The organism is Rhizobiaceae bacterium, assembly GCA_023953835.1.
Lineage (GTDB): Bacteria > Pseudomonadota > Alphaproteobacteria > Rhizobiales > Rhizobiaceae > Mesorhizobium_G.
In genome coordinates, this window is the sequence record JAMLJB010000001.1 from 52,488 (window position 1) to 78,650 (window position 26,163).

25 protein-coding genes and 2 tRNA genes are annotated in these 26,163 nt (G+C 59.9%); 16 read left to right on the plus strand and 11 right to left on the minus strand.

Annotation, left to right across the window (positions count from 1 at the left end; all coding sequences use genetic code 11):
- Positions 1–76: 76 nt before the first annotated feature.
- Together M9924_00265 and M9924_00270 are read right to left on the minus strand one after the other, a co-directional pair.
- Positions 77–150 (minus strand) — tRNA-Cys (locus M9924_00265).
- Between the two features lie 128 nt (positions 151–278).
- The gene (locus M9924_00270; GenBank protein MCO5062828.1) at positions 279–566 is read right to left on the minus strand and encodes a hypothetical protein; all 288 of its coding nucleotides are present in this window, start codon (positions 564–566) and stop codon (positions 279–281) included.
- Between the two features lie 154 nt (positions 567–720).
- Between M9924_00270 and M9924_00275 the strand changes: the two genes are divergently transcribed.
- Positions 721–795 (plus strand) — tRNA-Asn (locus M9924_00275).
- Between the two features lie 331 nt (positions 796–1,126).
- On the opposite strand, the gene M9924_00280 is transcribed toward M9924_00275, so the two are convergent.
- The gene (locus M9924_00280) at positions 1,127–2,770 is read right to left on the minus strand and encodes a hypothetical protein (protein ID MCO5062829.1); all 1,644 of its coding nucleotides are present in this window, start codon (positions 2,768–2,770) and stop codon (positions 1,127–1,129) included.
- Between the two features lie 547 nt (positions 2,771–3,317).
- On the opposite strand from M9924_00280, the gene M9924_00285 reads away from it, so the two are divergent.
- The gene (locus M9924_00285) at positions 3,318–3,797 is read left to right on the plus strand and encodes a hypothetical protein (protein ID MCO5062830.1); all 480 of its coding nucleotides are present in this window, start codon (positions 3,318–3,320) and stop codon (positions 3,795–3,797) included.
- A gap of 299 nt (positions 3,798–4,096) precedes the next feature.
- On the opposite strand, the gene M9924_00290 is transcribed toward M9924_00285, so the two are convergent.
- Positions 4,097–4,432, minus strand: coding sequence for a hypothetical protein (locus tag M9924_00290; protein ID MCO5062831.1), 336 nt, complete (start codon positions 4,430–4,432; stop codon positions 4,097–4,099).
- A 263-nt stretch (positions 4,433–4,695) separates the two neighbouring features.
- On the opposite strand from M9924_00290, the gene M9924_00295 reads away from it, so the two are divergent.
- The 8 genes from M9924_00295 to M9924_00330 all read left to right on the plus strand — a co-directional run bounded on the left by M9924_00295 (position 4,696) and on the right by M9924_00330 (position 12,983).
- A complete protein-coding gene (locus M9924_00295) occupies positions 4,696–4,839 on the plus strand; it encodes a hypothetical protein (protein ID MCO5062832.1) in 144 nt (47 codons plus the stop codon).
- 81 nt (positions 4,840–4,920) lie between these two features.
- Positions 4,921–5,115: a hypothetical protein gene (locus tag M9924_00300; protein ID MCO5062833.1), complete on the plus strand. Its 195-nt coding sequence runs from the start codon at positions 4,921–4,923 to the stop codon at positions 5,113–5,115.
- 81 nt (positions 5,116–5,196) lie between these two features.
- Positions 5,197–5,595 (plus strand): hypothetical protein, encoded by a 399-nt coding sequence (locus tag M9924_00305; GenBank protein MCO5062834.1) that lies wholly within the window; start codon positions 5,197–5,199, stop codon positions 5,593–5,595.
- 74 nt (positions 5,596–5,669) lie between these two features.
- The gene (locus tag M9924_00310) at positions 5,670–6,416 is read left to right on the plus strand and encodes a competence/damage-inducible protein A (GenBank protein MCO5062835.1); all 747 of its coding nucleotides are present in this window, start codon (positions 5,670–5,672) and stop codon (positions 6,414–6,416) included.
- Between the two features lie 86 nt (positions 6,417–6,502).
- Positions 6,503–7,324 (plus strand): universal stress protein, encoded by an 822-nt coding sequence (locus tag M9924_00315; protein ID MCO5062836.1) that lies wholly within the window; start codon positions 6,503–6,505, stop codon positions 7,322–7,324.
- An 84-nt stretch (positions 7,325–7,408) separates the two neighbouring features.
- A complete protein-coding gene (gene gpt / locus M9924_00320; GenBank protein MCO5062837.1) occupies positions 7,409–7,906 on the plus strand; it encodes a xanthine phosphoribosyltransferase in 498 nt (165 codons plus the stop codon).
- Positions 7,907–8,114: 208 nt separating this feature from the next.
- A complete protein-coding gene (locus M9924_00325; protein ID MCO5062838.1) occupies positions 8,115–8,591 on the plus strand; it encodes an NUDIX hydrolase in 477 nt (158 codons plus the stop codon).
- A gap of 591 nt (positions 8,592–9,182) precedes the next feature.
- A complete protein-coding gene (locus tag M9924_00330) occupies positions 9,183–12,983 on the plus strand; it encodes a vitamin B12-dependent ribonucleotide reductase (GenBank protein MCO5062839.1) in 3,801 nt (1,266 codons plus the stop codon).
- Between the two features lie 80 nt (positions 12,984–13,063).
- Here the strand turns inward: M9924_00330 and M9924_00335 are convergent, their stop codons facing one another.
- The 5 genes from M9924_00335 to M9924_00355 form a co-directional block, all read right to left on the minus strand.
- Complete coding sequence (locus tag M9924_00335; protein ID MCO5062840.1) at positions 13,064–13,486, minus strand: type II toxin-antitoxin system VapC family toxin; 423 nt, start codon at positions 13,484–13,486, stop codon at positions 13,064–13,066.
- Entirely contained in the window at positions 13,483–13,737 is a 255-nt protein-coding gene (locus tag M9924_00340; GenBank protein MCO5062841.1) for a plasmid stabilization protein, read from the minus strand. Before M9924_00340 ends, M9924_00335 begins: the two co-directional genes overlap by 4 nt.
- Positions 13,738–13,812: 75 nt before the next feature.
- Complete coding sequence (locus tag M9924_00345) at positions 13,813–14,562, minus strand: SDR family NAD(P)-dependent oxidoreductase (protein ID MCO5062842.1); 750 nt, start codon at positions 14,560–14,562, stop codon at positions 13,813–13,815.
- A 112-nt stretch (positions 14,563–14,674) separates the two neighbouring features.
- Positions 14,675–15,109, minus strand: a complete 435-nt coding sequence (locus tag M9924_00350) for a helix-turn-helix transcriptional regulator (GenBank protein ID MCO5062843.1) — start codon at positions 15,107–15,109, stop codon at positions 14,675–14,677.
- 82 nt (positions 15,110–15,191) lie between these two features.
- The gene (locus M9924_00355) at positions 15,192–15,524 is read right to left on the minus strand and encodes a helix-turn-helix domain-containing protein (protein ID MCO5062844.1); all 333 of its coding nucleotides are present in this window, start codon (positions 15,522–15,524) and stop codon (positions 15,192–15,194) included.
- Between the two features lie 300 nt (positions 15,525–15,824).
- On the opposite strand from M9924_00355, the gene M9924_00360 reads away from it, so the two are divergent.
- A complete protein-coding gene (locus M9924_00360; protein ID MCO5062845.1) occupies positions 15,825–16,352 on the plus strand; it encodes a DUF992 domain-containing protein in 528 nt (175 codons plus the stop codon).
- On the opposite strand, the gene M9924_00365 is transcribed toward M9924_00360, so the two are convergent.
- Entirely contained in the window at positions 16,339–18,117 is a 1,779-nt protein-coding gene (locus M9924_00365; GenBank protein MCO5062846.1) for a hypothetical protein, read from the minus strand. The two genes, M9924_00360 and M9924_00365, sit on opposite strands and share 14 nt — an antisense overlap.
- A gap of 328 nt (positions 18,118–18,445) precedes the next feature.
- On the opposite strand from M9924_00365, the gene M9924_00370 reads away from it, so the two are divergent.
- From M9924_00370 to M9924_00380, 3 genes are read left to right on the plus strand one after another with little or no spacing between them, the layout of a single operon-like run.
- Complete coding sequence (locus M9924_00370; GenBank protein ID MCO5062847.1) at positions 18,446–19,660, plus strand: glycosyltransferase family protein; 1,215 nt, start codon at positions 18,446–18,448, stop codon at positions 19,658–19,660.
- 18 nt (positions 19,661–19,678) lie between these two features.
- Positions 19,679–20,920, plus strand: coding sequence for a glycosyltransferase family 4 protein (locus M9924_00375; protein ID MCO5062848.1), 1,242 nt, complete (start codon positions 19,679–19,681; stop codon positions 20,918–20,920).
- Entirely contained in the window at positions 20,905–22,068 is a 1,164-nt protein-coding gene (locus M9924_00380; protein MCO5062849.1) for a glycosyl transferase, read from the plus strand. Before M9924_00375 ends, M9924_00380 begins: the two co-directional genes overlap by 16 nt.
- Positions 22,069–22,121: 53 nt before the next feature.
- Here M9924_00380 and M9924_00385 read toward each other — a convergent pair whose 3' ends face one another.
- Complete coding sequence (locus tag M9924_00385) at positions 22,122–22,790, minus strand: class I SAM-dependent methyltransferase (GenBank protein ID MCO5062850.1); 669 nt, start codon at positions 22,788–22,790, stop codon at positions 22,122–22,124.
- A gap of 71 nt (positions 22,791–22,861) precedes the next feature.
- On the opposite strand from M9924_00385, the gene M9924_00390 reads away from it, so the two are divergent.
- The gene (locus M9924_00390) at positions 22,862–23,434 is read left to right on the plus strand and encodes a hypothetical protein (protein ID MCO5062851.1); all 573 of its coding nucleotides are present in this window, start codon (positions 22,862–22,864) and stop codon (positions 23,432–23,434) included.
- A 6-nt stretch (positions 23,435–23,440) separates the two neighbouring features.
- Positions 23,441–26,155, plus strand: coding sequence for an ABC transporter ATP-binding protein/permease (locus M9924_00395; GenBank protein MCO5062852.1), 2,715 nt, complete (start codon positions 23,441–23,443; stop codon positions 26,153–26,155).
- The last annotated feature ends 8 nt before the right edge of the window (positions 26,156–26,163 follow it).

Consider the following 26,163-nt stretch of genomic DNA (forward strand, 5'->3'; position numbering starts at 1 on the left):
ACGCGCCGGCCCACCTCAAGGCGCCCAGCGCGACAAATGCGGCAAGGGCGCAGTTAGAATCGCATAGGTGCGCCTTTGGAGGCCTCGCCCGGAATCGAACCGGGATACAAGGATTTGCAGTCCTCTGCGTAACCATTCCGCCACGAGGCCCCACGTGCTTGGCGCACACGAGGCTCTTAGGTTGCCGCAAAATTGGCGTCAAGCCGCCCGTGGGATTTACCCGGCGTTTCCTGGCCTCTTTATGCCGCATGCCGTGGCGCGGCATATCTTGCAAGGCTCTAGTCACGGCCTGCGGAGCGGCGCTGCCTGCGCTCCCACCAGACCACGGCGCGGCGACGAAAGCGCCTGACGACCGCAAACTCGTAGGAAAGCACCAGCAGACCCAAGGGTATCATCCAGAACCCGAGCACAGGCAAGAAGCCAAGCAATCCGAAGAAACACAGCGCCACGCCAATCGCGACGCGCAACGCACGCGACTGTGGCAAAGGAATCGAACGCCCAAAAACTCGAATTGCGCGAGGCGCCGGATTTTGCTGGTGAATTCTGTCTTTTTGGTTCTCTTTCATGCGTCCAGCATTGCCCCAAGCGATCTCCCGGTCTGCGCTCAACATATGTGCGTGCTGTCGCAGAATGTCACGGCACGAAAAAAAGTTCGTATCTGTTCTTTGCAAAGGGGAAAACTGTTTGCTATAGGCAGCGCCGCGTAACGCGAGCCCAAGTTCCCCGGTAGCTCAGCGGTAGAGCAACCGGCTGTTAACCGGTTGGTCGCTGGTTCGAATCCGGCCCGGGGAGCCAACACTTTCAGAGACTTAGCAGATTTATCGCCCGTCAGAATCGACGGCAGCGCGGTTCTGGTATCAATTTCTTGCCCAGAATTGCTCTCTGCGTGATCGCAAGTGGATCACCACTTTCGGGCGCGATTCGGATCAGAACCAAACCGCAGAACAAAGTCGCACCGTCCGACAGGTCACTTTGCGCTCGAACACGGGGCAATGCCCCGTTGCTCCACCTCTAACGCGAAGCGCTTTGGAATCATCGTTAGAGGTGTAGATCCGGCCTGTCCCGCCCCTCGACCAACATGGCAATCATCGCGGAGAATTGCGAGCGGTCAGCCAATCTCTCTGGATTACCAGTTCCTTCCCTTCCCGCTCTCGCCGCCCTTGCCGCCGTCACCCTTGCCGCCCTTGCCGCCGTCACCCTTGCCGCCCTTGCCGCCGTCACCCTTGCCGCCCTTGCCGCCGTCACCCTTGCTGCCCTTGCCGCCGTCACCCTTGCTGCCCTTGCCGCTGTCACCCTTGCCGCCCTTGCCGCTGTCACCCTTGCCGCCTTTGCCGCCGTCACCCTTGCCGCCTTTGCCGCCGTCACCCTTGCCGCCTTTGCCGCCGTCACCCTTGCCGCCATGATCTCCGCCGTGGCCATGTCCATGTCCATGTCCCCCGCCGTGCCCTGGTCCATGACCACTGCCATTGTCCCCATTGCCGTTGCCGCCATCGCCACCGCCGTTTCCGTTGCCGCCGTCTCCGCCGCCATTGCCGTTGCCGCCGTCTCCGCCGCCATTGCCGTTGCCGCCGTCTCCGCCGCCATTGCCATTGCCGCCGTCTCCGCCGCCATTTCCATTGCCGCCGTCACCGCCGCCATTTCCATTGCCGCCGTCACCGCCGCCGTTACCGTTGCCGCCGTCTCCGCCGCCATTGCCGTTGCCGCCGTCTCCGCCACCATTGCCATTGCCGCCGTTACCGCCGCCATTGCCGTTGCCGCCGTCTCCGCCGCCATTGCCGTTGCCGCCGTCACCGCCACCATTGCCATTGCCGCCGTCACCGCCGCCATTTCCGTTGCCGCCGTCTCCGCCGCCATTGCCGTTGCCGCCGTCTCCGCCGCCATTGCCGTTGCCGCCGTCTCCGCCGCCGTTGCCGTTGCCGCCGTCACCGCCGCCATTTCCATTGCCGCCGTCTCCGCCGCCATTTCCATTGCGGCCGTCACCGCCGCCGTTACCGTTTGCGTTGCCGCCGTCACCATTTGCGTTTCCATGACGACCATCATTGTCACCGTTTCTCTGGCCAGACGGCGCCAGCGCAGTCGATGCCAATGCGTTACAGAGTGTATCGGCATTCGGATGGTCTTTCTGAAACCGCGCGAGCGCGGCGCTGGATCCAGACTGGATAATGCTGTCGCAAAGGCTGGCCAAATTCCCGGCGCCGCCCGCACGATTGGCAAAGTCCCCATTTTCGCCATTTCCGGTTCCAACCGGTGTCAGTGCGGTCGAAGCAGTCGCGTTACAGATCGTGCCTGCATTCGGATACTGCTTCTGGAATCGCGAAAGGGCTTCGATGGAGCCTGACTTCAGAATGCTTGCGCACAAATTGGCTGCATTCTTTTCGCCACCCACCTGCCCTGGCGTGGTGCCGTTTCCGGCACCGGCCCTTGTCGATGCGGTTGAAGCCGTTGCATTGCAAATGGTGCCCGCATTCGGATGCTGTTTCTGGAAGCGCGCAAGCGCGTCGCTGGACCCGGTTTCGAGGACGCTCGCGCACAGGCAGTCCTCGGCCGTTCCACTTTCGGCCCTGCACTCGGCCGTCGCTTGCGCGCCGGCCGATTTCAACGTGGAGGCGCCAGCACCTGGATCGCCGGTCGGAACGGCTTCGGTTCCAACCTCCTGAGCCGTGGAAGCGCGCGCATCGCCGAGATCGACCCACTTCATGCCAACAGGATCGGCAGCGAGTGCGGGAGATCCCAGAAGAAGAATTGAGGCGGCAAAAATGTGCATGCGCATTGGCATTTTCTCCTGCGTTTTACTCGGAGCAGGACATGCTCCGTTCGGACCTCTTCACCACGAGTGCTGAAGCGGCTCTCAACTGCGAGTTGTCTTGGAAGGGGGTGCCACTGGACCTCCGCCCGGCAGCGCAAGGGCGGCGCAAGGGCGTGGCGGCTGAACGGGAATCAGGCTCGGTGCACCAGGCAATTTCGCTGCTGGCCGACCGAAATCAGTCGAACGATGCATCTCTAGCCAATTGCCCCATTCATGCGAGATCGTGATGATTCAAATTAAATTGTAAGTTTCTCCTAGATAAATTTTTCACCCTTACACAAGAGGGAATTTACCCGCATTGAATAATTTAAGGTTATTAAAGTTTAAATTGATATAAATATTTATATTTTACATGTTTCCTCAAACTTAAGTACTTAGATAAAATTTTCGATAATCAAACTATCTTGCATTAAATATAAAATCTAATACTGAAGGCAGCTCATTGCTGCTTTTGTATTCTGTTTAATCTCATGTATTACCGCTTGCGACCTCAAGCAAAAGAGGTCGTTCAATGAACCGCATACTGGTAGCTTTTGCAGTCACCGCCCTCCTCAGTGGCTGTTCCACCGTGGGCGGCTCTACCGCCAGCACCAGTGATTCGGCGGGTTACAAGGCGCGGCAATCAGCGAAGGAATTCGTCGTCAGGAATGATAGCGGCGGCTATGTGGTCGCCTATGCGATGCGAGTCGCCGAGCTTAAGCGGAACGAACGAAAACTCAGATTTGCTGGCCGGTGCGATTCAGCCTGCACCATGTATCTTGGCCTTCCCCGAAACAGGGTTTGCGTGGAGCCTGGAGCCTATTTTCGATTTCACCGTCCGACCGCGCGTTCAAGCGCGACGGTCGCCGCGGCAACTGAGTTTCTGATGCGATCCTATCCGGGATGGGTCCGGGAATGGATAGCGGCAAATGGCGGCCTTACGAGCACGCTGAAGACCATGAAGTACGATCACACGCGCAAATATCTGCCGACTTGTGACGTCTCAGCCTGATTTCAGGCTGAGATTCTGCGCCGGGGGCTGCCAGCGGCTCCAGCACCGCTTGACTACAAGCCTCGTACGGAGGCGTAATGGTATGTTCACAGGGGAACTCGACATGAGACTCTCTGCACGCATATCAATCGCAATACTTTCTTGCGTGGTCCTTTGCGGGTGTGTCGGCGGCCCCGGCCCCAGCACACCATCGGTGCTCTGCAGTCCGAGGGCGACGGAGTGCCCGGACTACCCGACAGCATCCATCGTGCCGACGGTGAGCGTGCAATAGAGCAAACACTTGGCTGGTGTTCGTTTTTTCAGATTTTTGACCGCCGCCAGCCCGCGCGCCTTGCTTCCTGCTCGGAGCAGAAATAGCGCTCCCCATATTCAGGGCGGATGATTGTCGCTTCATAGTATTTCTGACCCGGCACGTGGTATATTCTCTCGCCGGTGTTGATGCTGACATTGCCTTTGATGTTGCAGGCCGCCCGAGCGCCCCGAATTTCGCCTCCCCTGATTTCGCCTCCCTTGATAAGGCGAACGGCAGCGCCACCCGCACCGGAAACAACCCGGCTGTCGGCAGCCATGTAGCCGAAACCCGCCGCCCCACACAGCAGCAAAGCGATTGGCCAGGATGTGGAGTTTGCTCGCATGTTGCATGGTACCCAACCAGGGGTTGAAACCTGCTGAAAGCAATTCAGCCAATTTTACGACTGGCTGGACGGTCCTCCTTAACCCCCTGCTAACCACGTTCGTTCACCATGAGAATTGCGGTCGCGTTGCGTATCTGACCGTTGCCCGGCCAGCAGCCCCCGCCCAATAAACCCTAGCTGGCCGGGTACTAATTCTCGTCGCGCAGCTACCGACTTCGAGATCGGGCTGCCTCTCAATCTCCATGCACGGAAAGGGAAGTGCCATGGACAAGAACGCATCTTTCGCATTCCTTTGCGCTGCCGCTGTGGTCCTTGCCCTTGCGCTTGGCCATGCCACCGAAAGGCCCGGCCAACTATCGATGCAATCAGACATGATTGCTCCGGTGACGTATTCTTCGATTGAATGACGCACCATCCCGGTTGCAACATTTCGTGACGGAACCAGTCCCCATTCAGGCCGTTACTGGCGATCTGGGAGGTTCCGTCCGATGCATGCCTCAATTACGAAATCCGATAGCGCACTCCTGACCGAGGTTTCAAAAGGCAATCTCTCCGGGATCGAACCGCGCGAAACCCTGCGTCTCCTGCTCCAGCTTCAAGACCGCGGACTTGTAACGATGTGCGCTAAGGGATGGGCGTTGACCCATGATGGCAAGCAGATGCTGGACGCCATAGGCAGATAGGCTCGCCCTTCTCAAATACCCTATACCGCAGGTTGAAGCGGACATATCCTGTCAGTTCGTTTCTCAGCTGGCGAGGTTCGTGTGCGCGCTTCACTTGCACTTTTGATGCTCATGGTCTGTGAGCCGGCAACGGCGCAGGACATAAGTTTCCGTAGCCCCACCGGCAACATCCACTGCATGATCTTTGACGGCTCCTATCGAGGCGCGCGATGCGATCTCGGTCAGTTCACCCCTTCCTACACGCGGCCTTCCGACTGCGATCTGGACTGGGGCTACGCATTCGAGGTTGGAGCGACCGGCCCGGGCGCGCCGCTTTGCGCGGGCGATACCGTCAAGGATCCGAAAGCAGCCATACTCAACTATGGCCATTCGGTTCGAAGGGGCGGCCTCACCTGCACCTCGGAGCGCAGCGGAATGACATGCGTCAATAGCCAGGGCCACGGTTTCAAGGTGGCTCGCGCCAGACAGAAAGCCTTCTAACTCTCTCGGTCGCCGGCATCGTTGCCAAGGTCCTGCCGCGCGTCTATTCAGGAGCCCGTCACCGAGGGCTGCAGATGGATGCGATAGTAACTGCCGGAATGCTTGTTATCGGCGACGAAATCCTTTCGGGGCGGACCAAAGACCGCAATATTGGCCACCTCGCGGATATCATGACCGCAATCGGCATCGACCTTCGGGAAGTCCGCATCGTGGCCGACGATCAGCAAGCCATCGTCGACGCGCTCAATGCCTTGCGGGCCGGGTACACCTATGTGTTCACCACGGGCGGCATCGGCCCCACGCATGACGACATTACAGCCGATGCGGTCGCGGCTGCATTCGGCGTTGCGTGCGAATATGACGAGCGGGCGCTCCAGCTGCTTGCCGAGAACTACGCGCGCCGCGACATTGAATTCACTGACACCCGCAAACGCATGGCGCGCATGCCGCGCGGTGCCGAGCACATTGCGAATCCGGTTTCGACCGCGCCGGGTTTCAAGATCGGGAACGTGCATGTGATGGCCGGGGTGCCGGCCATATTCCAGGCCATGCTGGACAATGTCGTGCCAACGCTGAAAACCGGAACCAAGCTGCTGTCGGCGACGGTCCATTGCCCTTTCGGCGAGGGTGTTATCGGTGCGCCGCTCGCCGAAATCCAGAAAGCACACCCCGACACGATCATCGGCTCCTATCCGAAATATCAGGATGGCAGTTTCTGGACCGAACTCGTGGTGCGCGCGCGCAACCAGAGCGCACTCGACGCGGCGCATGCGGCAGTGAAGGAGATGGTCGCCTCGCTTGAGCGCGCGCAGGCGGGCTGAACAGCGTTTTCTTTGCGCCACGGCACGTTGCGTGTAGAGTTAGGATGCGCGTTCGCTGTGCGGGTCAGGCGACGGAGGAGCCACACATGACCTACAAGTCTATCTTCGTGGTCGTTCAAACCGAGGAGGAAGCCCCTGCCCTGCTTGAGGGTGCGGTGCGGCTTGCAAAGCACTTCGATTCCCACCTCATCGGCTTCCATTCGGAGCCGGTTCAGCTTTCCTATGCGGCGGCCGCGGGATTTCCAGACGCAGACTACATCCGAGAGACGACGGAAATCGGCATTGCCAGAACGAAGGCGATCGAAGCGGCGTTCAAAGCCCGCGTCACGGACGAGAATATCTCCGCCGCCTGGGGCGCACTGGAAGCGCCCGGTCCCGACCATGCCATCGGGGATATTTCGCTCGCGCATTCGGTTGACCTTATCCTCGCCGCGCAGCCGACCGCACCCTCAGGCGAATCTGGCGAGATCGACAGCCTTCTCTACGATTCCGGGCGCCCGCTGCTCGTGCTGCCACATGATCGCACCTGCCCGGACGGATTCCGCCGCATCCTGATCGGCTGGAACGGCACAAAACAGGCCGCGAGGGCGGTTTTCGACGCCCTGCCCTTGCTCAAGGCAGCCGACACCGTCGAACTGCTTGTGGTGGAGCGATCTCAGGAAGACGCCCCGATAGGGCGAACCGTAACGGATACGCTCAAACGCCACGGCGTTCATGTCCAGCGAGTGACGGAGCTTGCCGGGAAGCGATCCATCGAGGAAGTTCTGGCCAACAGGATTGCGGCGACGGGCGCCGACCTGCTCGTGCTTGGCGCCTACAGCCACTCATGGTTGCGCGAGTTCCTGTTCGGCGGCGTGACCCACCACATATTGCAGTCATGCTCGGTCGCGACATTCCTCTCGCGCTGAAGTTGGGCAGCTCTTGATCCTGCCCGCTTGCCAATCGAGCACTTTTCCCGCTAAGTGCGCCCGCATTCCCGCCGGAGTGCCGTCATGTCCCTTCCCGAAAAGGCCTTTCCCGTTTCCTGGGATCAGTTTCACCGCGACGCACGCGCGCTGGCGTGGCGGCTGGCAGGCAGTGGCAATGGCTGGAAAGCCATCGTCTGCATAACACGAGGCGGGCTTGTCCCCGCCGCTATCATCTCACGCGAACTGGGCATTCGCGTCATTGAGACGGTGAGCGTTGCGTCCTACCATGACTACACCTCTCAGGGCGAATTGCAGGTTCTCAAGGAGATTTCCCCACCCCTGCTCGAAAATGACGGGCAGGACGTGCTGATCGTGGACGATCTGACCGACACCGGCAAAACCGCCGCCATCGTGCGCGCAATGATGCCCAAGGCGCATTTCGCGACGGTCTACGCCAAGCCCAAAGGGCGGCCGCTGGTCGACACATTTGTGACCGAGGTCAGCCAGGACACATGGATCTATTTTCCATGGGACATGGGCTTTGCCTATCAGAAGCCCATTTCCGAGGCGCATTCGGGGTAACGCCGCTCGCGAATATATACCTGCGGATGTGGCCACTCCTCCATTTCGATTAGCCGGCAACATAGTTATGGACTTGCGCTGAGGGCTGGGCGCGCGCAGGATTTCCTGTGCGTGCAATATGTTAACAGATTTGTGCGCGTCATTTCGGGCGTTGTTGGAACTGTCAGTTGGAACTGTCACTCTGGGCGGGCTAGAATCCCGAATCGATATGCGTGACGCGACAGATATCGCGGAGAGGATCCGCAGCCTTTTCGGCGATGCGCCCTGCCGGTTGCAGGTGGCGGCGTTGCCATGGCGCGGCTCCGTCGGCGCAGTCGAGGTGATGCTTATCACCAGCCGCGAAACCGGACGCTGGGTGCTGCCCAAGGGCTGGGCCGAAAAAGGCGAAGCGAAATGGGACGCGGCTGCGCGCGAAGCGCACGAGGAAGCCGGACTCAAGGGCGTGGTCGCCAGGGATGAAGCCGGACGATTCGTGTATGGCAAAATCAAGCCTTCCGGCACGGTGCCGTGCGAGGTCGTCGTCTATCCGCTGCGTGTGGAAAAGGTCTGCCCGACATGGAAGGAAAAGAGCGAGCGCAGCCGCTCGTGGTTTTCGCCACTTGACGCCGCAAGGCTCGTCCGGGAGCCCGACCTCGCCCAGATTCTTGTTGGATTTGGCCGAAACCACGCACGCTTTGCAGCTTAGGCGCCCGACAGCCGGTTCATAGCCGGCTCCGAAGCATCCCCGCTATCCACATCCGCCACCCACAACATGTAGCGGTCGTAAAAGTTTCAAATTCGATACCTTGACGGTTTGGTACGAGTCGCTTTTTATGGGCTATGCACCCCTTATCGAGGGGCGTGGCCGACAAGTTGGTCGTCGGCCTTGTTTTCCGGTTTTTGAGGGATTTGTACCCTTCCGACGGAGCAATCCGGTGGGTGGTTCCGGCTGCCATTTTGTCTGGCGGCAACTCATTTGTTGAAAATTGTCGGGGGTGGAAAAATTCTCTGTTAACACTATATTTAGTGTTTGAATGCAGAGTGAGCACAAGATAGAGCGTTATTCCTTCACTAAGGGACTCACGCTCCAGCAAGGCGGCAGGACTGGTCGGGTCGCCGCAAAAAGTCGGAGAATGGTTCAGGAGACGGTTCGTTTTCCGCGTGTGAGACAGTGAAACACGAAGCGTAGGAGAACCGGACGCAAAGCGCGCCCGGACGGGATAGGCATGAGCGCAAGAAACGGGCCTGCGGGCCTGGATGAGATGCGCTATATATAGATGGAACGAGGGACGGATAGATGCACATTGAACGGCGGTTTACCAAGGAAGGTCAGTCGGCCTATTCGGAAATCGAGTTCCGTAAAGCAGTGTCGGAGATCAAGAATCCCGACGGCTCTATTGTGTTTCGCCTGGCGGACATCGATGTGCCCGCGCAGTTCAGTCAGGTTGCGACCGATGTCCTGGCCCAGAAATATTTCCGCAAGGCAGGCGTGCCCGCGCGGCTGAAGAAGATCGAGGAGAATGACGTTCCTTCCTTCCTTTGGCGCTCCGTGGCGGATGAGGCTGCGCTTTCCAAACTTCCCGAAGACCAGCGCTACGGTTCGGAAACAGACGCAAGGCAGGTTTTCGACCGGCTGTCGGGAACCTGGACCTATTGGGGCTGGAAGGGCGGCTATTTCGCTTCCGAGGCCGATGCGATGGCGTTCCGCGACGAGCTTGCCTTCATGCTGGCGGCGCAGCGCGTCGCTCCCAATTCGCCCCAATGGTTCAACACCGGGCTGCACTGGGCATATGGCATAGACGGCCCCGGCCAGGGCCATTTTTACGTCGATCCGTTCACCGGCAAGCTCACCAAGTCGAAATCGGCCTATGAGCATCCGCAACCGCATGCCTGCTTCATCCAGTCCGTGCAGGACGATCTGGTGAATGAAGGCGGCATTATGGACCTGTGGGTGCGCGAGGCGCGCCTGTTCAAATATGGTTCAGGCACGGGGTCGAATTTCTCAATGCTGCGCGGCGAAGGCGAGCGACTTTCGGGCGGGGGCAAGTCTTCCGGTCTGATGTCGTTCCTCAAGATCGGCGACCGCGCTGCGGGCGCCATCAAATCGGGCGGCACGACGCGTCGCGCCGCGAAAATGGTGATCGTCGATGCCGACCATCCCGATATCGAAGCCTTCATCGACTGGAAGGTAAAAGAAGAGCAGAAGGTGGCCGCGCTTGTCACCGGCTCGAAGATCGTCAAGCAGCACCTGACGAAGATCATGGCTGCCTGCGTCAACTGCGAGGGCAACAATGGCGATTGTTTCGACCCGGCCAAGAATCCTGCGCTGAAGCGCGAAATCCGCGCCGCCAAGAAAAACGCGGTGCCGGAAAACTACGTCAAGCGCGTGATCCAGTTCGCACGACAGGGTTATACGTCGATCGACTTCCAGACCTACGATACGGACTGGGATTCGGAAGCCTATCTCACCGTTTCCGGCCAGAACTCGAACAATTCGATCTCTCTCAAGGACGATTTCCTGCGCGCAGTCGAGAACGATGCGGACTGGAACCTTGTCGGACGCATCAATGGCAAGGTTTACAAGACGCTGAAAGCGCGCGATCTGTGGGAAAAGATCGGCTATGCCGCATGGGCATCCGCTGATCCCGGCCTGCATTTCAACACGACGATGAACGACTGGCACACCTCGCCGGCAGCCGGCCCGATCCGGGCGTCGAACCCGTGCTCGGAATATATGTTCCTCGACGACACGGCGTGCAATCTCGCCTCGATCAACCTCCTGCCCTATCGCAATGCGGACGGCAGTTTCGACATCGCGGCCTATGAGCACTCGGTGCGGCTGTGGACCATGGTGCTGGAAATCTCGGTGATGATGGCGCAGTTCCCCTCGAAGGAAATCGCCAAGCTGTCCTATGAGTACCGCACGCTCGGCCTCGGCTATGCCAATATTGGCGGGCTGCTGATGACCTCCGGCATTCCATACGACTCGGCGGAAGGGCGCGCCATCTGCGCCTCGCTGACGTCAATCATGACCGGCATCGCCTATGCGACCTCGGCGGAAATGGCGTCGGAGCTTGGCGCATTCCCTGACTATGACCGCAACGCCGTCAATATGCTGCGGGTGATGCGCAACCATCGCCGCGCGGCCTATGGCGAAAGAGACGGCTATGAGAAGCTGGCGGTCAACCCTGTGCCGATCAACCATGCCGATCTGAAGCAGGCCGAGCTTGGCGTACACGCCAAGGCTGCCTGGGACCGGGCGCTGGAGCTTGGCGAGGAACACGGCTACCGCAACGCTCAGGCAACCGTGATCGCGCCGACCGGCACGATCGGCCTCGTCATGGATTGCGACACGACCGGCATCGAACCCGACTTCGCGCTGGTGAAGTTCAAGAAGCTGGCTGGCGGCGGCTATTTCAAGATCATCAACCGCGCCGTGCCGGAAGCGCTGCGCACGCTTGGATATTCCGAGAGCCAGATCGCCGAGATCGAGGCCTATGCGGTCGGTCACGGCAACCTCAACCAGGCTCCCGGCATCAACCCTTCGACGCTGCGGGCCAAGGGCCTCACGGACGAGAAGATCGAGGCGCTCAATGCCGCGCTGAAATCGGCTTTCGACGTCAAGTTCGTGTTCAACAAGTGGACGCTGGGCGAGGATTTCTGCAAGACCGCGCTCGGCTTCACGGAAGAGCAGCTCAACGACTTCTCATTCGAAATGCTGCCCGCGCTGGGCTTCTCCAAAAAGGAGATCGAAGCAGCCAACATCCATGTTTGCGGGGCGATGACGCTGGAAGGCGCGCCTTTCCTCAAGGCCGAGCACTATCCGGTGTTCGATTGCGCGAACCCCTGCGGCAAGATCGGCAAGCGCTACCTCTCTGTGGAATCGCACATCCGCATGATGGCGGCGGCACAGCCCTTCATTTCGGGCGCGATTTCCAAGACCATCAACATGCCGAACGATGCGACGGTCGAGGACTGCAAGGAAGCCTATATGCTGTCCTGGAAGCTGGCGCTGAAAGCCAACGCGCTCTATCGCGACGGCTCCAAGCTCTCGCAGCCGCTGAATTCCGCATTGATCGCGGATGATGACGAGGATGAGGATGATGCTGTGGAGACGCTGGTGGCCCAGCCCGCCGCAGCGCGCGCCGCACAGGTCACGGAAAAGATCGTTGAGCGCATCGTCGAAAAGCTCTATCGCGACCGCGAGAAGCTGCCGAACCGCCGCCAAGGCTACACCCAGAAGGCGGTCGTGGGCGGGCACAAGGTCTATCTGCGAACCGGCGAGTTCGGAGATGGACGGCTCGGCGAGATCTTCATCGACATGCACAAGGAAGGCGCTGCCTTCCGCGCCATGATGAACAATTTCGCCATCGCGATCTCGCTCGGCCTGCAATATGGCGTGCCGCTGGAAGAATATGTGGAGGCCTTTACCTTCACCAAGTTCGAGCCTGCAGGCATGGTCATTGGTAACGACGCGATCAAGAACGCGACTTCGATCCTCGACTATGTGTTCCGCGAACTGGCCGTGTCTTATCTGGGGCGCCACGACCTCGCACATGTCGATATGTCGGATTTCTCCAACACCTCGCTTGGCAAGGGCATCGAGGACGGCAAGACCAACCTCGTGTCCACCGGCTGGACACGAGGCCACAAGCCGACGCTGGTCGGCAAGGGCAATGAGGCGAAGGGGTTTGGCGGATCGGTTGGGGGTTCGAGTCCCTCCCCCACGCGTGTCGCGCCGACAGCCTTCTCAGGCTCGAACGTGCTATCGCTGGTCAAATCCGAGGAAGTTTCGGCATTCAAACGCGAGTACGAGGAACGCGCAGCGGAGTTCGCCGAGGAAATAGAAGAAGACAGCCCGCCGGACCTTTTCGACGAAGGCGAACCAGCGGCGACCGCGCTGTTCTCCGATAAGGCGCAGGCAGACGCATCCGCCGCCAAGGCGGAAGCCAAGAAGGTCGAGGCCGAACGGCGGATCAGATCAATCGCTCAAGGGTATACGGGCAACATGTGCTCGGAATGCTCCAACTTCACCATGGTCCGTAACGGCACCTGCGAAAAGTGCGATACGTGTGGGGCCACAAGCGGGTGTAGCTGAGGTGCCGCAGTCACTTGGAAGCTAGCAAAACTCGCACAAGAAGTCCGCACTGGCCGCGAACCCGTCGCGGCCAGTATCTCTCACAAGAGATTAACCCAAGGATCGATGACATTCACGCCCGCTGCCGCAAAGGCGCTGGCATCGCGTGTTGCCACCGCAAACTCGTGCGAGACGGCGATCGCTGCAATGTAGCCGTCCGGCGTCGGAAAGCCTTTGCCGGCCTTTCGGGCCTTGAGCGCGAGAGCGGCGTAGCGATGCGCGGCGTTGCTGTCGAAGGAAAGAACTCTGCCTTCAAACAAAGCCAGCACGCCCTCGAACGCCGCGACCAGCTTTTCCTTGCGCCTGCCGTCCGGCAGCACGCCGATGCCAAAAAGTAATTCGGCGATGGTCACGCTGGAAAGATAGAGCGTTTCCACTGCCTGCTCGTCCAGCCAGTTCCGCACAGCAGGGTCCGGTTCCGGCTTCATCGCTTCGGAGATGACGTTCGTATCCAGGACGATCATTCGAAGCGCATCGGCTCGGCAGGCTTCGTGTCGCGCACTTCTTCCAGCGCCTCGAAATCAGCATTTTTCAACCCGAGGTCTTTGCTCAATTGCGACAACGCGCTGCCAAGCCGGACGCGACCCACCGGGCGCACCGCCGATTCCAGAATCTCACGAATTTCAGCCTCAGTGCTGCGTCCGTGATGCGCAGCACGGATTTTCAAAGCGCGGTGCGCCTCTGCGGAGAGATTGCGAATTGTCACGGCAGGCATGATATCTATCTCATTTTCTGCTATCAATGATAGCATTGTATCATATCCGATATCATGCGCAATTCCCCCCTTCGATCACGCAGGGTTGAGGTGGCTGAACACGGTGTCGAAGTTGCCGGTCCTTTCGGCGCCGCGCAATACCATGACGCGCTCGACAAGAACCTCGTCCGGCGTGTCGGGCTGGCACAGCAGGTCGGTCGCTTCGTTGATATAGTCATCGAGCGGCATGGATCGAGGATTGGCGGATTGGCCGGCCATCAATTCCGTTGCCACCATCGGAGGCGCGATTTCCACCACTTCAATGTTGGTGCTACGCAGTTGATAGCGCATGGATTGGCTCCAGGAATGGATCGCCGCCTTGGTTGCGCTGTAGGTCGGTGTCAGTGCGAGCGGCACGAATGCCAACCCGGAAGAGACGGTTACAATCGCCGCCTTCGGCTTTGAGCGGAGATGGGGGAGCAACGCTGAGGTCAGCCGTATCGGACCCAGCAGATTGGTGGCAATGGTGCGCTCCACGATGCCGAGGTCCAATCCTCCATGGGCAACATCTTCCGCCAGCATGATCCCCGCATTGTGAATCACGGCATTGAGGTCGGAATGTGCGTCGGTCACCGCATTCGCAAAGCTCAAAACGGCTTCGGGATCCGTAACGTCCAGCTCATAGCCGACAATTCCGGGATTTGCGTCCAAGGTAGCCTTCAGCGAAGTACTGTTGCGGCCAGTGACGATTACCTTCGCGCCGCGCGCGGAAAGCGCCTCCGCAAAACCTCGGCCTATGCCCGAATTTCCGCCGGTGATGAGAATTGTGGCTGTTGAGAAATCCATCGATCTTTTCCTTCTTCGAGAAACAGTCGATGGGTAGATATGTCCATTACTCTCTTTTAGGAAGTAGGCACTTAAAAGTAACTAATGCACCTTTCCGTAAGAGTTTTGCGCCCTATTTTGCCCTGTCAAAAGCGGCGCGCGCGGATTGCACGGCGTCGTGATTTTCAACAGCCCATATCCAGACATTGCAGAAGGCAGCGCCAAGGCTCAGGCCCAGCGGCGAAAGGCTGTACTCAACCTTTGGCGGCACCGTCGCGTAGATGCGTCGAACAAGCAAACCATCGCGCTCCATGCGCCTAAGCGTCTGCGTCAGCATCTTCTGACTGATGCCACTCACCTGCTTCGCGATCTCGGAAAACCGCAATGTGCCCTCGTCCCATAAAGTGTCCAGAATCACCACCGTCCACTTGTCTGCGAAGCCCGAGATCATCTGCCTGACCAGCTCTTCGACCGCCGGATCGACATTGTCCGGATAGTCACGCGCCTTGTAGGTGTCTGCACGTGCAATCTCTGCCGATGTGAATGCGTCTCCAGCGCGATTTTCCATTGCTCTCTCCACGGCTCACAGGATCACAAAGGAAGCCTACTCTCCAAAAGAGAGTATCTCAACCTTCAAGAAATGGCGTGGATCAAAGGCGATCCAGATGACGCTGCAGCAATTCCACTGACGCGCGTATCTGGTCGAGGCTTTTCTGGAGCGCCGACTTGGTGATCGGAGCCTGGTAGCGGGCCTGCGGTGCCTCAGACAATCCGGCGGCCTTGCCCGAGAAGAAACGTTCCAGCATTTCGTCACGGCCCGCAGACAGCCGGTTCTCACCGCGCTCATATTTTCCATATTGCTGGGTGGACACGCCCAACGCGGCTGCAACCTCAGCTTGCGACAGGCGCAGTTCCTTGCGCCTGCGCGCAATCTGGCGCCCATGCTCACGATCGTACTCACTAGGCTTGCGGGGGTTGGTCATTCAGGCCACTGCATTGCTGGATGGCTCATTTGATGAAACCTTGTCGAGCACTCAATGCATTTGAGGTTGTTTCTCGAGGTAGACATTTATCAGTAGTTTATTCAACGCCGGAGTGTGCACCTTGTTCCGATGAAGCTGCGCCTGAGCAAAATTATTGTTTGCCGCGCCAGTATTCCGTCTGGCATGGCTGGCTCGGTTAAAGCCGCGCGCTGATCCATCATGGTTCCGCCTTTTTTGCAGCGCAGCACGTAGCGGTTGTCGCCACAGGCGGCTCAGGCATCTACCGGAGAGAATTCAGACATGTTGAAGAACGTAACCGCACTCACCGCTGCGCTGGCCCTTGCAGCAAGTGCCGTAGCCCTGCCCTTCACCACCGCTTCGGCGGCTGACGCCAGCGCGGGCGACATGGCGCCGGCGGCTGACGATTTCGGCGGCGTCAAGATCGGCACGCTCCGCTGCGAAATCAGTGGCGGCGTTGGCTATGTGTTCGGGTCGGCCAAGCAGATCAACTGCACATTCCAGTCGGTTCATGGCGGCACCGACAGCTATTCGGGCGTTGTCCGCAAGCTGGGCGTCGACCTCGGCTTCACCACGCATGGCCGGCTGGTCTGGGCGGTGTTTGCGCCGACCGCAGGCTACCATCATGGTTCATTGGCCGGACGCTATCGCGGCGCAACGGCAGAAGCGACGATTGGGCTTGGCGCGGGCGCGAATGTGCTTGTCGGCGGAACAACCGGCTCGGTTCATCTTCAGCTTCTCAGCCTTACCGGACAGACCGGGCTGAACCTTGCGGCGACCGGGACGTCAATGACCCTCAACCCTGCCTGATGGGTTTTGCCGCAATAGGCGAAGCGGGCGGTGATTGCATCGCCCGCGCCGCATTGCCCAGCAACCAGAGCTGCCCGAGCGGCTCGCCCCCGTCGAGAGGTGCGCGCGGGACATCGTCCACGCTGGTTCTCGTTAGCACCGCAGGCGTAACGACCACGACGACCGCAACTTCCAAAGGAACGACCCGCCCTGCGCCTTCCGTGCGCTTGGCCATGTTCACGGTGTCGCCGACAACGGTGTAGTTGATCCGGTCACCATATCCCAGATCCCCGACAACAGCGTCGCCGGAGTGAATTCCGATCCGGATTCGGCAATTTTCCGTACCGGTCGCGCGCTGTTCCTCGATATAGGGGGTCAACGCCCTTGAAATTTCGAGGGCGGCCGCAACAGCGTGTTTCGCGTGTTCCTCATCCGGCGCAGGCGCGCCCCAGAACGCCATCAGTCCGTCGCCGGTATATTTGTCGATCGTACCGGAATTCTGCTCGATGATCGGACCGATCCTGCTGAAAATCGTGTCCAGATAGTTCGCAACCTCGTCGGCGGGACGGTTGCGGGCATATCGCGTGTAGCCCTGCAGGTCGAGAAACATGACGCTCATGTCGCGACGAACCGGGCGGCTGCTGTCACTGCCGAGCGACATGAGCTGACGAACCAGCGATTTCGGCACATATCGCTCGAAGGCTGTGAGGGCCTTGGTCGTGCGTCGCATCGCGGCGGCGGTTTGAGCCACTTCCTCGACGCGGCTGCGTTCCCATTCCTGAAGGCCGCGCTCCCGGAAATCGAACTCGCCAATGGCCCTAGACGCCGCGCCAAAGTCGGTGATCGGGCGGGCGAGACCGCGCGCGAGGCGCGTGGCGGCAAGTATGGCAAGCAGCATCAGGCAAAGGCCGACGCCCATGACCGCAGCGCTCAGCCATCGATCCTGCTGGGTCTTGGACGATGGAAGGTAGAATCCGGCGATCATGTCCGCCTGTCCCGGCAACATGAGCTTGCGATAGATGAAGGTGTAATAGGTCCCGTCGACATACGCCCAGTGGCCGGTTGCTTCCCGCAATGGCGCTATATTGTCCAAAGGCCCGGTTTCGCCCCACATTCCGGCGAGAACCGGATCGCCGATCGTCGCAATGGTCGGAAGCTGTTCATCCGCGACGGCCTTCTTCATCAGTTCCGTAGAGACCATCGCCGGATGGGCGACGACATAGTCCCGGTCGGCTATGACGAACGGGGTCACATCAAACTGCTTTCCGATCTCGCTCAATTCCTGCGAAATTGCGCGCGCGAGCATGAGGGCGCTCAACACGCCGACCAGTTCGTCGTTGCGCCGGATCGGCGCGGCGTAGTTGAAGATGATTTCACCGGTCGCGTGGGAGAATACGGGCGGCTGCCATCTTCCCTTTCCGCCGTCCTGCATTTTCTGCAGGATCTTCTGCCGGTATTCGGTGCCCGTTGTTTCGGCCACGGCCTCCTCGCCGCCGCGATTCCATCGCCTGATCGAGCCGTCCACGCCGATCAGCGCAATCCCGCTTATACCCGGCGACGAAGCGAGCAGGCCCCGGACGAAAGCGCCGAACTCACCGGGTTCATCCGGTGAAATCGTGCCCATGGCGATTGTCGTGGCTGCGGCGTCAATCTGCTGTGCAACCGGGATCGTCAAGTGCTCGATGGGCGAAACAACGGATTCGACCAGGAGGTCGCCCCGATCGCGCAGAAGCCAGCCCGTGACCTCGCGCGCTGCGATTGCGCCGACAAGGACAACAGGCAACATCGCGGCCAGAATCAACAGGGCAAGGACTGCCGGAAGAAACTTGCCAATAGCCCAACGCCTCCGCACTTCGCTTCCGCTTTGCGTTGGCTCTGCCTCTGCGATCATTCAGTCTTTGTCCTCCTGCCCTGTTCCAGTCGCAACGACACCTTGTCACGAACACTGTGCCGGCGAAAGAGTCGTGCTGTCGGCGTTCGCACCTAGTCGAATTTCCTTCGCCGCAAAAGCCGAATATTGGTTCCATCAGTTGCAAAATCGGCTCCCCAGTGGTGTATTTGAAAGAGGGAGCGTTCGAACCGCCGATCAGGCCGAACGAAAGGTATTTGAGGTCATGAAGCGGCGGTTCGATGAAGCGCGCATTCTCATGTACAGTCATGACACGTTCGGGCTCGGCCATCTGCGCCGTTGCCGAACCATCGCGCATGCACTGGTCGAGGACTATCGTGGACTGAATGTCCTCATCATTTCCGGCTCCCCCATTGCAGGTGCCTTCGAATACAGGGCACGCGTGGATTTCGTGAAGATCCCGAGCGTCATCAAGCTGCGGAACGGTGAATACACCTCGCTGGAAAAGCACATCGACCTTCAGGACACGATGACGATGCGCCAGTCGATCATCCGCAGCACCGCCGAGACCTTTCGCCCCGACATTTTTATCGTCGACAAGGAGCCGCTTGGACTGCGCGGCGAGGTCGAGGACACGCTGTCCTATCTCAAGACACGCGGTACGACCCTGATCCTGGGGCTGCGCGAGGTGATGGACGCGCCACATCTGCTCGAAGCGGAGTGGAAGCAGAAGGACGTCATGCGCAAGATCGGCATGTTCTACGATTCCATCTGGGTGTACGGGCCACCTGACTTCTATGACCCGCTCACCGGCCTCGAGGTCACGCCTGCCGTCCGGTCGAAGATGGATTTTGTGGGTTTCCTTCAGCGCAAGGTGCCGGAACCTCAAGCGGCCAACCACCGGCCGGAAGGTGAGTACCTGCTCGTCACCACCGGCGGCGGCGGCGACGGCGCCGATCTCATCCACGACGTCATCCATGCCTATCAGAGCGATCCGGGCCTGACGCATCGCGCGCTCATTGTGCTCGGCCCCTACATGCCGGCAAGAAAGCGCCGCAAGCTGATGCGCAAGAGCGAGTCGATCGGCCAGATCAAGATGATCGAGTTCGACAACCGCATGGAAGACCTTATTGCCGGCGCAAGCGCCGTGGTCGCCATGGGAGGCTACAACACCTATTGCGAGATCCTGTCCTTCGACAAACCCGCATTGATCGTGCCGCGTGTCGCACCGCGTCAGGAGCAGTTGATCCGCGCCACGCGCGCATCCGAGTTGGGGCTGCTGGACATGCTGCTGCCGGAACAGGCCGAAGACCCTGCTCTGCTGGCCGCGAAACTGCGGGAACTGCCACATCGCCCTCGCCCCTCGCAAAGCGCGCCAAACCTTGGCCTTGAGGGCCTGTCGCGGATTTCGGACCTTGTGGGCGACTGGCTGGCAAAGGGCGAACGGCCGCAGTTCGCCGTCATCGACGGCACGAACTGAACCCAGACGGCCTCACGCATGACCGGCGGAAAACTCGTGATCGTGCTGAAAGGCTATCCACGCCTGTCGGAAACCTTCATCGCACAGGAATTGCGGGGCCTTGAACAGGCCGGGTTCGAACTTGTCATCGTTGCGCTACGACGGCCAACGGACAAGAAGCGCCATCCTGTGCATGATGAAATCCGCGCCGAGGTTCGCTATCTGCCGGAATACCTGCATGAGGAACCGGCGCGCGTCATGCGTGCCCTGATTGCCATGGTGCCCACACGAGGATTCTGGCGCGCGCTCGGGGTTTTTGCGCGGGACTTGCCACGCGACATCTCGCGCAATCGCGTTCGGCGATTTGGGCAGGCGCTGGTTCTGGCACATGAATGGCCCGAAGGCGGCTTCTGGATTCACGCTCATTTCGCGCATACCCCCGCCTCGGTTGCGCGCTACGCAGCGCTGATGCGCGGGCTGCCATGGACCTGCTCCGCCCACGCGAAAGACATCTGGACTTCGCCGGATTGGGAGCTTTCGGAGAAATTGTCCGATGCGCGCTGGACCGTGACCTGTACCAAGACCGGCTTTGAGCATCTTCGCGATCTCGTGGGAGGCCGCTCCTCTGTGCATCTCAGCTATCACGGCCTCGACCTTGACCGCTTCGCTCATTCGGCCGGTCGAAAACAGGGGCGTGACGGCAGCAGTCCTTCAAAGGCCGTGCGAATCGTGAGCATCGGCAGGGCGGTGGAGAAAAAAGGGTTCGACACGCTGCTGGACGCGCTGGCGCTTCTGCCGGACACACTGCATTGGCGGCTGACGCATATCGGTGCGGGCGAAAAGCTTCCCGCGCTCAAGCAGCAGGCGGAACGACTTGGCATCTCGGAGAAAATCGACTGGATGGGAGCGCTGGCGCAGGAGGATGTGCTGGCGCGATATCGCTCGTCCGACATTTTCGCGCTGGCCTGCCGGATCGCCGCCGACGGGGACCGCGACGGTCTGCCCAACGTGCTGGTCGAGGCCGCGAGCCAGGGCCTTGCTTGTGTGTCAACCAATGTCTCGGGCGTTCCCGAATTGCTGCAGGACGGCGAAAACGGCTTCGTCGTGCCCCCGGACGACCCCGAAGCGCTCGCCTCAGCCCTTGCAAGGCTTGCTGGCGATCCAAAGCTGCGCGCCCGGTTTGGAAAAGCCGCCGAACAAAGGGTGCGTGCGCATTTCGACTACCATTCGAGCATCGGCCAGTTGAAGGAACTGTTCGAGCAGGAATGGGCAAAGCCGTGAGCGGGTCCCGCGTCCTGTTCTATGTGCAGCATCTGCTCGGCATTGGCCACCTTGCCCGTGCGAGCCGGATTGCGTCCGCCATGCGGGACGCAGGCTTCGACCTGACGCTGGTGACGGGAGGAACCACCGTTGCAGGTTTCCCCGCGCCGGACATTTGCCACATCGCCCTGCCCCCGGTCATCGCCGCTGAAGGGTTCTCCGGCCTTGCGCTACCGAACGGACTTCCGGTCGACGAGACCTACCTCGTACAACGCCGCAGCCAGTTACTCGGCATTTTCGAGAATTTGCATCCAGACATCGTCATCACCGAAGCGTTCCCTTTCGGCAGGCGGCAAATGCGTTTCGAACTCCTGCCTCTGCTCGATGCCATAGCCGCACGGGCCGACCGACCGCTGCTCGCAACTTCCATTCGAGATATCGTGCAGGAGCGCGTCAAGCCGGGCCGAAACGAAGAGACGGTCAGTCTGGTGAAAAACCATTTCGATCTCGTGCTGGTACATGGCGACGAGCGTTTCGCGCGGCTGGACGACAGCTTTCCACTGGCGTCCGCCATTGCCGATCGCATCGTCTATACTGGTCTGGTCGCAGCGCCCAAGCCGGCGCCTCCCGCCGAGCGGTTCGACATACTGGTTTCCGCAGGCGGAGGTGCGGCCGGGAGGGCGCTGGTCGAGGCGACCGTCGCTGCTTCCCGCAAAGCGGATATGGGACGCAAGTGGGCGCTGCTGACGGGGCCGAACTTGCCCGAAGACGATTTTCAGGCTGCTCGACGGAGCGCTCCTCCGCATCTTTCCATCATCCGCTTCCGACAGGACTTCCCGAGCCTGCTTACCGGGGCCGAACTCTCGATCTCGCAGGCGGGTTACAACACCGTCTGCGACCTGCTGCATGCCGGCTGCCGCGCGCTTCTGGTGCCTTTCGCGGCAGGCGGCGAGACGGAGCAGACGACGCGTGCGCTGAAGCTTGAGGCATTGGGATTGGCCTCCGTTGTGCCGGAGGACCGCCTTGATGCGGATACGCTTATGGCATCCATGCAGCGGGTGTTGGCGCGTCCGCTGCCGCCAGCGCATGTGCTCGATCTGGACGGAGCGCGCAACACGGCCGATATACTGCTTGGACGTCTCGGACTTTCACGTGAAAGGCAGCATTGATTCGTTCGGATTCAATGCCTTATGAATATTATCTTATGTATCCAATCAAGTTGCTAGACCGTTCCGATCAGCATGAAGCGGTTGTATTTTTTCTGGGGCAGTGTGCCTGAAAAACGAACATGGGCAAGTGCTGCCAGCTTCTCAAAGGCCTGCTGCGACTCGACACAATTGATGTGCGTCGGCTCGGCGAAATAGTCATTGGATTGCAGCAGGACCTTTGTGCCCTTTGGAAGAAGGTTGAGCCAACCGCGAATGTCGGAAATGTGTTCGCAGCTTGTATTCACGACCAGGTCGGGACCGTCGCCAGCATAGTCAAGCGCATACATGTCTGCCGTCAGCGCGCGGAAATGCGAGGTGTCGCCATTCAGTGTCGTCGCGACCGTCGCGACATGCGGGTCTATGTCGATCGATTCGACAAGCCCGATGTCGAACCGCCGGTCCTCGAGCAGCATTGCCGCAAGCACCCCATACCACCCGCCCAGAACCCAGATGCGGCGAAAATTGCCTCCGAAGGACTTGTACAGCTCGTCGCGCGCCCACATCTTGCAGGCCACCTGCTTGTGATTGAACGCATTGGCGATATCGGCTTCGGGATGCTTCGCGATCACCCGGGCAAGCCTCCCGACAAGATCCGACTTCGCATAGGCGGCGATCCCACGCGTCAGATCGAAGGCGTTTTCCCGCCAATCGGGAATTGCATCTGGCCGGTTGTTCTGTTCCATGCCGGTGTTCTATGGTGTGTCACGCACCGATACAACGCATTCCCTTAAACTGGCTATCAATTGGCACATCCATGCTCCATGCCGACTACCTGCCCGCCGACACATTCGACAGCCTGCCGCATCTGGCCGGCCCTGCCGCAGAAATACGTCAGGTGCTCGCTGCACATTTCGTTCGCGATTGCGAACATATTGTCGAGATAGGCGGTCATATACGACCAGTAACCGGCTATCTGACCCATTCGCCCCGGTCTGTGCTCTCGGTCGATCCCAAAACGCCCGACTATGAGGCTACGGAACTCAACGGGAGGCCGTGCCATGTGCGGCACATTTCCAAGAAATTCCAGGAGGTTGAGTATAATTATTCACCTCATACTTATGGTCTGGTCCTGTTGGGCTACTCTCTGAAGCCGTTCGGCAAGCGTGAGCCGCTGGGAGAGCTGCTTTTCTCTCTGATCGACAATGCGAAAGTCGTCGTCATAGAATATCCGCCGGAACTGGAACGCGCCACCTCCCAGGTCCCGGAGATTGTCGCCCGTCCCACGCTCGCCCAGTTTTGCCGGTTCGCGCTCGATCTCCATGACGATGCGATCGAGGGTTCGCCTTACACACGGCGCATGTTCTACGTGCTGCATCCGGCCGGCTGAGGCAGAATGGAGCCGTCGTTACTCCGCTATATCTGGACGCACACCTGGCGCCAGCAATTGTGGATAGTGGCGATCGTCGTACTGTCGATGATCCCCTACTACATGTCGTTCGACCTGCCGAAACTGATCGTCAACGGCCCGATTCAGGGTGATGGCTTCAGCGAGCCGGACGCCACCCAGCCATTCATGAATCTGGCCTACGACCTGCCCTTCGTCGGTCATGTCGAATTGTTCGCAGGGTTCCAGCTCAACCGGGAAGAGATGCTGTTTGGGCTCAGCATGATCTTCCTCCTGCTCGTGGTCATCAACGGTCTCTTCAAGCTCTACATCAACACCTACAAGGGCAGGCTCGGCGAGCGCATGCTGCGCCGGGTGCGCTACCAGCTCGTAGACCTCGTGCTGCGGTTTCCGACGAGTCACTTCAAACGCGTGAAATCCGCCGAAGTCGCCACCATGATCAAGGACGAAGTTGAACCGATGGGCGGCTTCATCGGCGACGCATTCGTGCAGCCGGTGTTCCTGGGGGGACAGGCGCTGACGGCGCTCGTCTTCATCATGGTTCAGAGTTTCTGGCTTGGGCTCATCGCGCTTGCCATTGTGATGGTGCAGATCGTGCTCATTCCCAAGATGCGCCGCCGACTGCTGGTGCTTGGCCGCGAACGCCAACTGACGGCCCGCGAGCTTTCGGGCCGCGTCGGCGAGATCGTGGACGGGATAGGTGCGATCCACATCAACGACACGTCCAACTTTGAGCGCGCGGATATCGCGGCGCGGCTCGGGCGCATCTTCAAGATCCGCTACGACCTCTACCAGTGGAAGTTCATGGTGAAGTTCATCAACAACTTCCTGGCGCAGGTCACACCGTTCCTCTTCTACATGATCGGCGGCTATCTGGCACTGGAGGGGCGGCTCGATGTCGGCCAGCTCGTCGCCGTCATAGCAGCCTACAAGGACCTTCCCGGGCCGATGAAGGACCTGATCGACTGGGACCAGATGCGGCAGGATGTGCAGGTCAAATATGCGCAGGTGGTCGAGCAATTCACGGTTGACCGTGTGCTGGACGCCGAACATCAGAAGGTGACGCTCGACGCCATCGCGCCGATGAACGGCGCGCTTGCAGCCGTCAACCTGACCATTCACGACGACAGCGGCGCACCGCTGATGGAACACGTGTCCTTCGAGATGCATCCGGGAGAGCGTGTCGCGCTCGTGGGTACGGTTGCGGGCGGAGTGGACTCGCTCGCCGAAGCCTTTGCGCGCCTGACCCAGCCGGCCTCGGGCCGCATAACGTCCGGCGAAGCCGACCTGCTCGACGTTTCAGAGGCCGTCACCGGGCGACGCATGGCCTATGCATCCTCCGACGTGTCGATGTTTCAGGGCACGCTTCGCGATAACCTTCTCTATGGTCTGAAGCACGCGCCATTGCGACCCAAGACTTATGACGAACACGCCGCCGCGCACAGAAAATGGGAGATTGCCGAAGCACGCAGCGCGGGCAATCCCGATTATGACATCCTGAGCGACTGGATTGACTACGAGGCTGCCGGCGTTGGCGGTCCGGAGGAGCTTTACCAGGCAATCAGGCCGGTGCTTGAGACGGTGCTTCTTTCCCGCGACGTTCTCGATCTCGGCTTGCGCGCGCCTGCCGACCCCGGGCATCATGCAAAGCTCGTTGAGCGAATAGGCGAACTGCGCGGCGCGTTGCGGTCGCAGCTCGATCGGTCCGGCATGAGCGACATGGTCGTTCCGTTCGAGCCCGGCACCTACAACCGTGAAGCAACCATTGGCGAAAACCTGTTGTTCGGCGCAGCGACCGGGCCTGGGCTGCGGGGCAAGGAACTTGCGGACAATCCGTACTTCGTTTCCGTGCTTAAGGAATCGGGCCTGGGCGAACGGCTCTATGAGATGGGAATCGACATCGCCGAGCAGGCGATCGAACTGTTTGCCGATCTGCCGCCCGACCATCCCTTCTTCCAGCAACTGACCTTCATGACGCCGGAAGAAATCCCTGCTTTTCAGGCGCTGCTGCAGAAAGTGAAGGGCAAGAAAATTGCGTCGGTCAGCGCCGAAGACCGCGCGGCGATCATCTCCCTCAGCTTTGCCTATATCGAGCCGCGCCACCGTTTCGGCCTTCTCACCGATGAACTCATGCAGAAGATCGTGGAGGTACGGGAGACCTTCTACCGCAATCTTCCCGTCAGTCTGAAAGGCGCGATAGAGCGCTATGATCCGGCCCGCTACACGGCGGCCGCGAGTGTCATGGACAATATACTTTTCGGTCGTATCAGCCACAATCAGGCTGATGGGGCCGAGAAGATACGCACGATGGTCTGTGAAATACTCGACGAATACGATGTCTATGACGAGGTGCTGGACATCGGGCTGGGCTATAATGTCGGCGTGGGCGGACGCAGGCTCTCCGGTGCGCAACGTCAGAAGCTCGATCTTGCACGCGCGGTATTGAAGCGCGCCGATTTCCTGATCGTCAACAGGCCGCTCCTTGCTCTGGACAGCCGGACGCAGGAACAAATATTGCAGAATGTACTGGAAGAAGTGCGGCGCGGCGGGCGCAATCCGGCTGTCCTCTGGGTCGTCGGCGCGCCCTCCATGGCGAAATATTTCGATCGCGTGCTGGTGTTCGACGGGAGCCAGCTTGCCGGTGACGGAACAAGCGAGACTCTGAGCGCCGATAACGGTATCTTCAAATCGCTGGTAAGTTGAGGCCTGCC

Coding starts and splice junctions, on each gene's coding strand:
- M9924_00290 (MCO5062831.1), bottom strand. CDS start 4,432: ATGCGAGCAAACTCCACATCCTGGCCAATCGCTTTGCTGCTGTGTGGG.
- M9924_00385 (MCO5062850.1), bottom strand. CDS start 22,790: ATGGAACAGAACAACCGGCCAGATGCAATTCCCGATTGGCGGGAAAAC.
- M9924_00345 (MCO5062842.1), bottom strand. CDS start 14,562: ATGGATTTCTCAACAGCCACAATTCTCATCACCGGCGGAAATTCGGGC.
- M9924_00335 (MCO5062840.1), bottom strand. CDS start 13,486: ATGATCGTCCTGGATACGAACGTCATCTCCGAAGCGATGAAGCCGGAA.
- M9924_00355 (MCO5062844.1), bottom strand. CDS start 15,524: ATGACCAACCCCCGCAAGCCTAGTGAGTACGATCGTGAGCATGGGCGC.
- M9924_00310 (MCO5062835.1), top strand. CDS start 5,670: ATGGATGCGATAGTAACTGCCGGAATGCTTGTTATCGGCGACGAAATC.
- M9924_00285 (MCO5062830.1), top strand. CDS start 3,318: ATGAACCGCATACTGGTAGCTTTTGCAGTCACCGCCCTCCTCAGTGGC.
- M9924_00270 (MCO5062828.1), bottom strand. CDS start 566: ATGAAAGAGAACCAAAAAGACAGAATTCACCAGCAAAATCCGGCGCCT.
- M9924_00380 (MCO5062849.1), top strand. CDS start 20,905: ATGGGCAAAGCCGTGAGCGGGTCCCGCGTCCTGTTCTATGTGCAGCAT.
- gpt (MCO5062837.1), top strand. CDS start 7,409: ATGTCCCTTCCCGAAAAGGCCTTTCCCGTTTCCTGGGATCAGTTTCAC.
- M9924_00315 (MCO5062836.1), top strand. CDS start 6,503: ATGACCTACAAGTCTATCTTCGTGGTCGTTCAAACCGAGGAGGAAGCC.
- M9924_00390 (MCO5062851.1), top strand. CDS start 22,862: ATGCTCCATGCCGACTACCTGCCCGCCGACACATTCGACAGCCTGCCG.
- M9924_00395 (MCO5062852.1), top strand. CDS start 23,441: ATGGAGCCGTCGTTACTCCGCTATATCTGGACGCACACCTGGCGCCAG.
- M9924_00300 (MCO5062833.1), top strand. CDS start 4,921: ATGCATGCCTCAATTACGAAATCCGATAGCGCACTCCTGACCGAGGTT.
- M9924_00375 (MCO5062848.1), top strand. CDS start 19,679: ATGACCGGCGGAAAACTCGTGATCGTGCTGAAAGGCTATCCACGCCTG.
- M9924_00340 (MCO5062841.1), bottom strand. CDS start 13,737: ATGCCTGCCGTGACAATTCGCAATCTCTCCGCAGAGGCGCACCGCGCT.
- M9924_00295 (MCO5062832.1), top strand. CDS start 4,696: ATGGACAAGAACGCATCTTTCGCATTCCTTTGCGCTGCCGCTGTGGTC.
- M9924_00365 (MCO5062846.1), bottom strand. CDS start 18,117: ATGTTGCCTGTTGTCCTTGTCGGCGCAATCGCAGCGCGCGAGGTCACG.
- M9924_00370 (MCO5062847.1), top strand. CDS start 18,446: ATGAAGCGGCGGTTCGATGAAGCGCGCATTCTCATGTACAGTCATGAC.
- M9924_00360 (MCO5062845.1), top strand. CDS start 15,825: ATGTTGAAGAACGTAACCGCACTCACCGCTGCGCTGGCCCTTGCAGCA.
- M9924_00330 (MCO5062839.1), top strand. CDS start 9,183: ATGCACATTGAACGGCGGTTTACCAAGGAAGGTCAGTCGGCCTATTCG.
- M9924_00280 (MCO5062829.1), bottom strand. CDS start 2,770: ATGCGCATGCACATTTTTGCCGCCTCAATTCTTCTTCTGGGATCTCCC.
- M9924_00325 (MCO5062838.1), top strand. CDS start 8,115: ATGCGTGACGCGACAGATATCGCGGAGAGGATCCGCAGCCTTTTCGGC.
- M9924_00350 (MCO5062843.1), bottom strand. CDS start 15,109: ATGGAAAATCGCGCTGGAGACGCATTCACATCGGCAGAGATTGCACGT.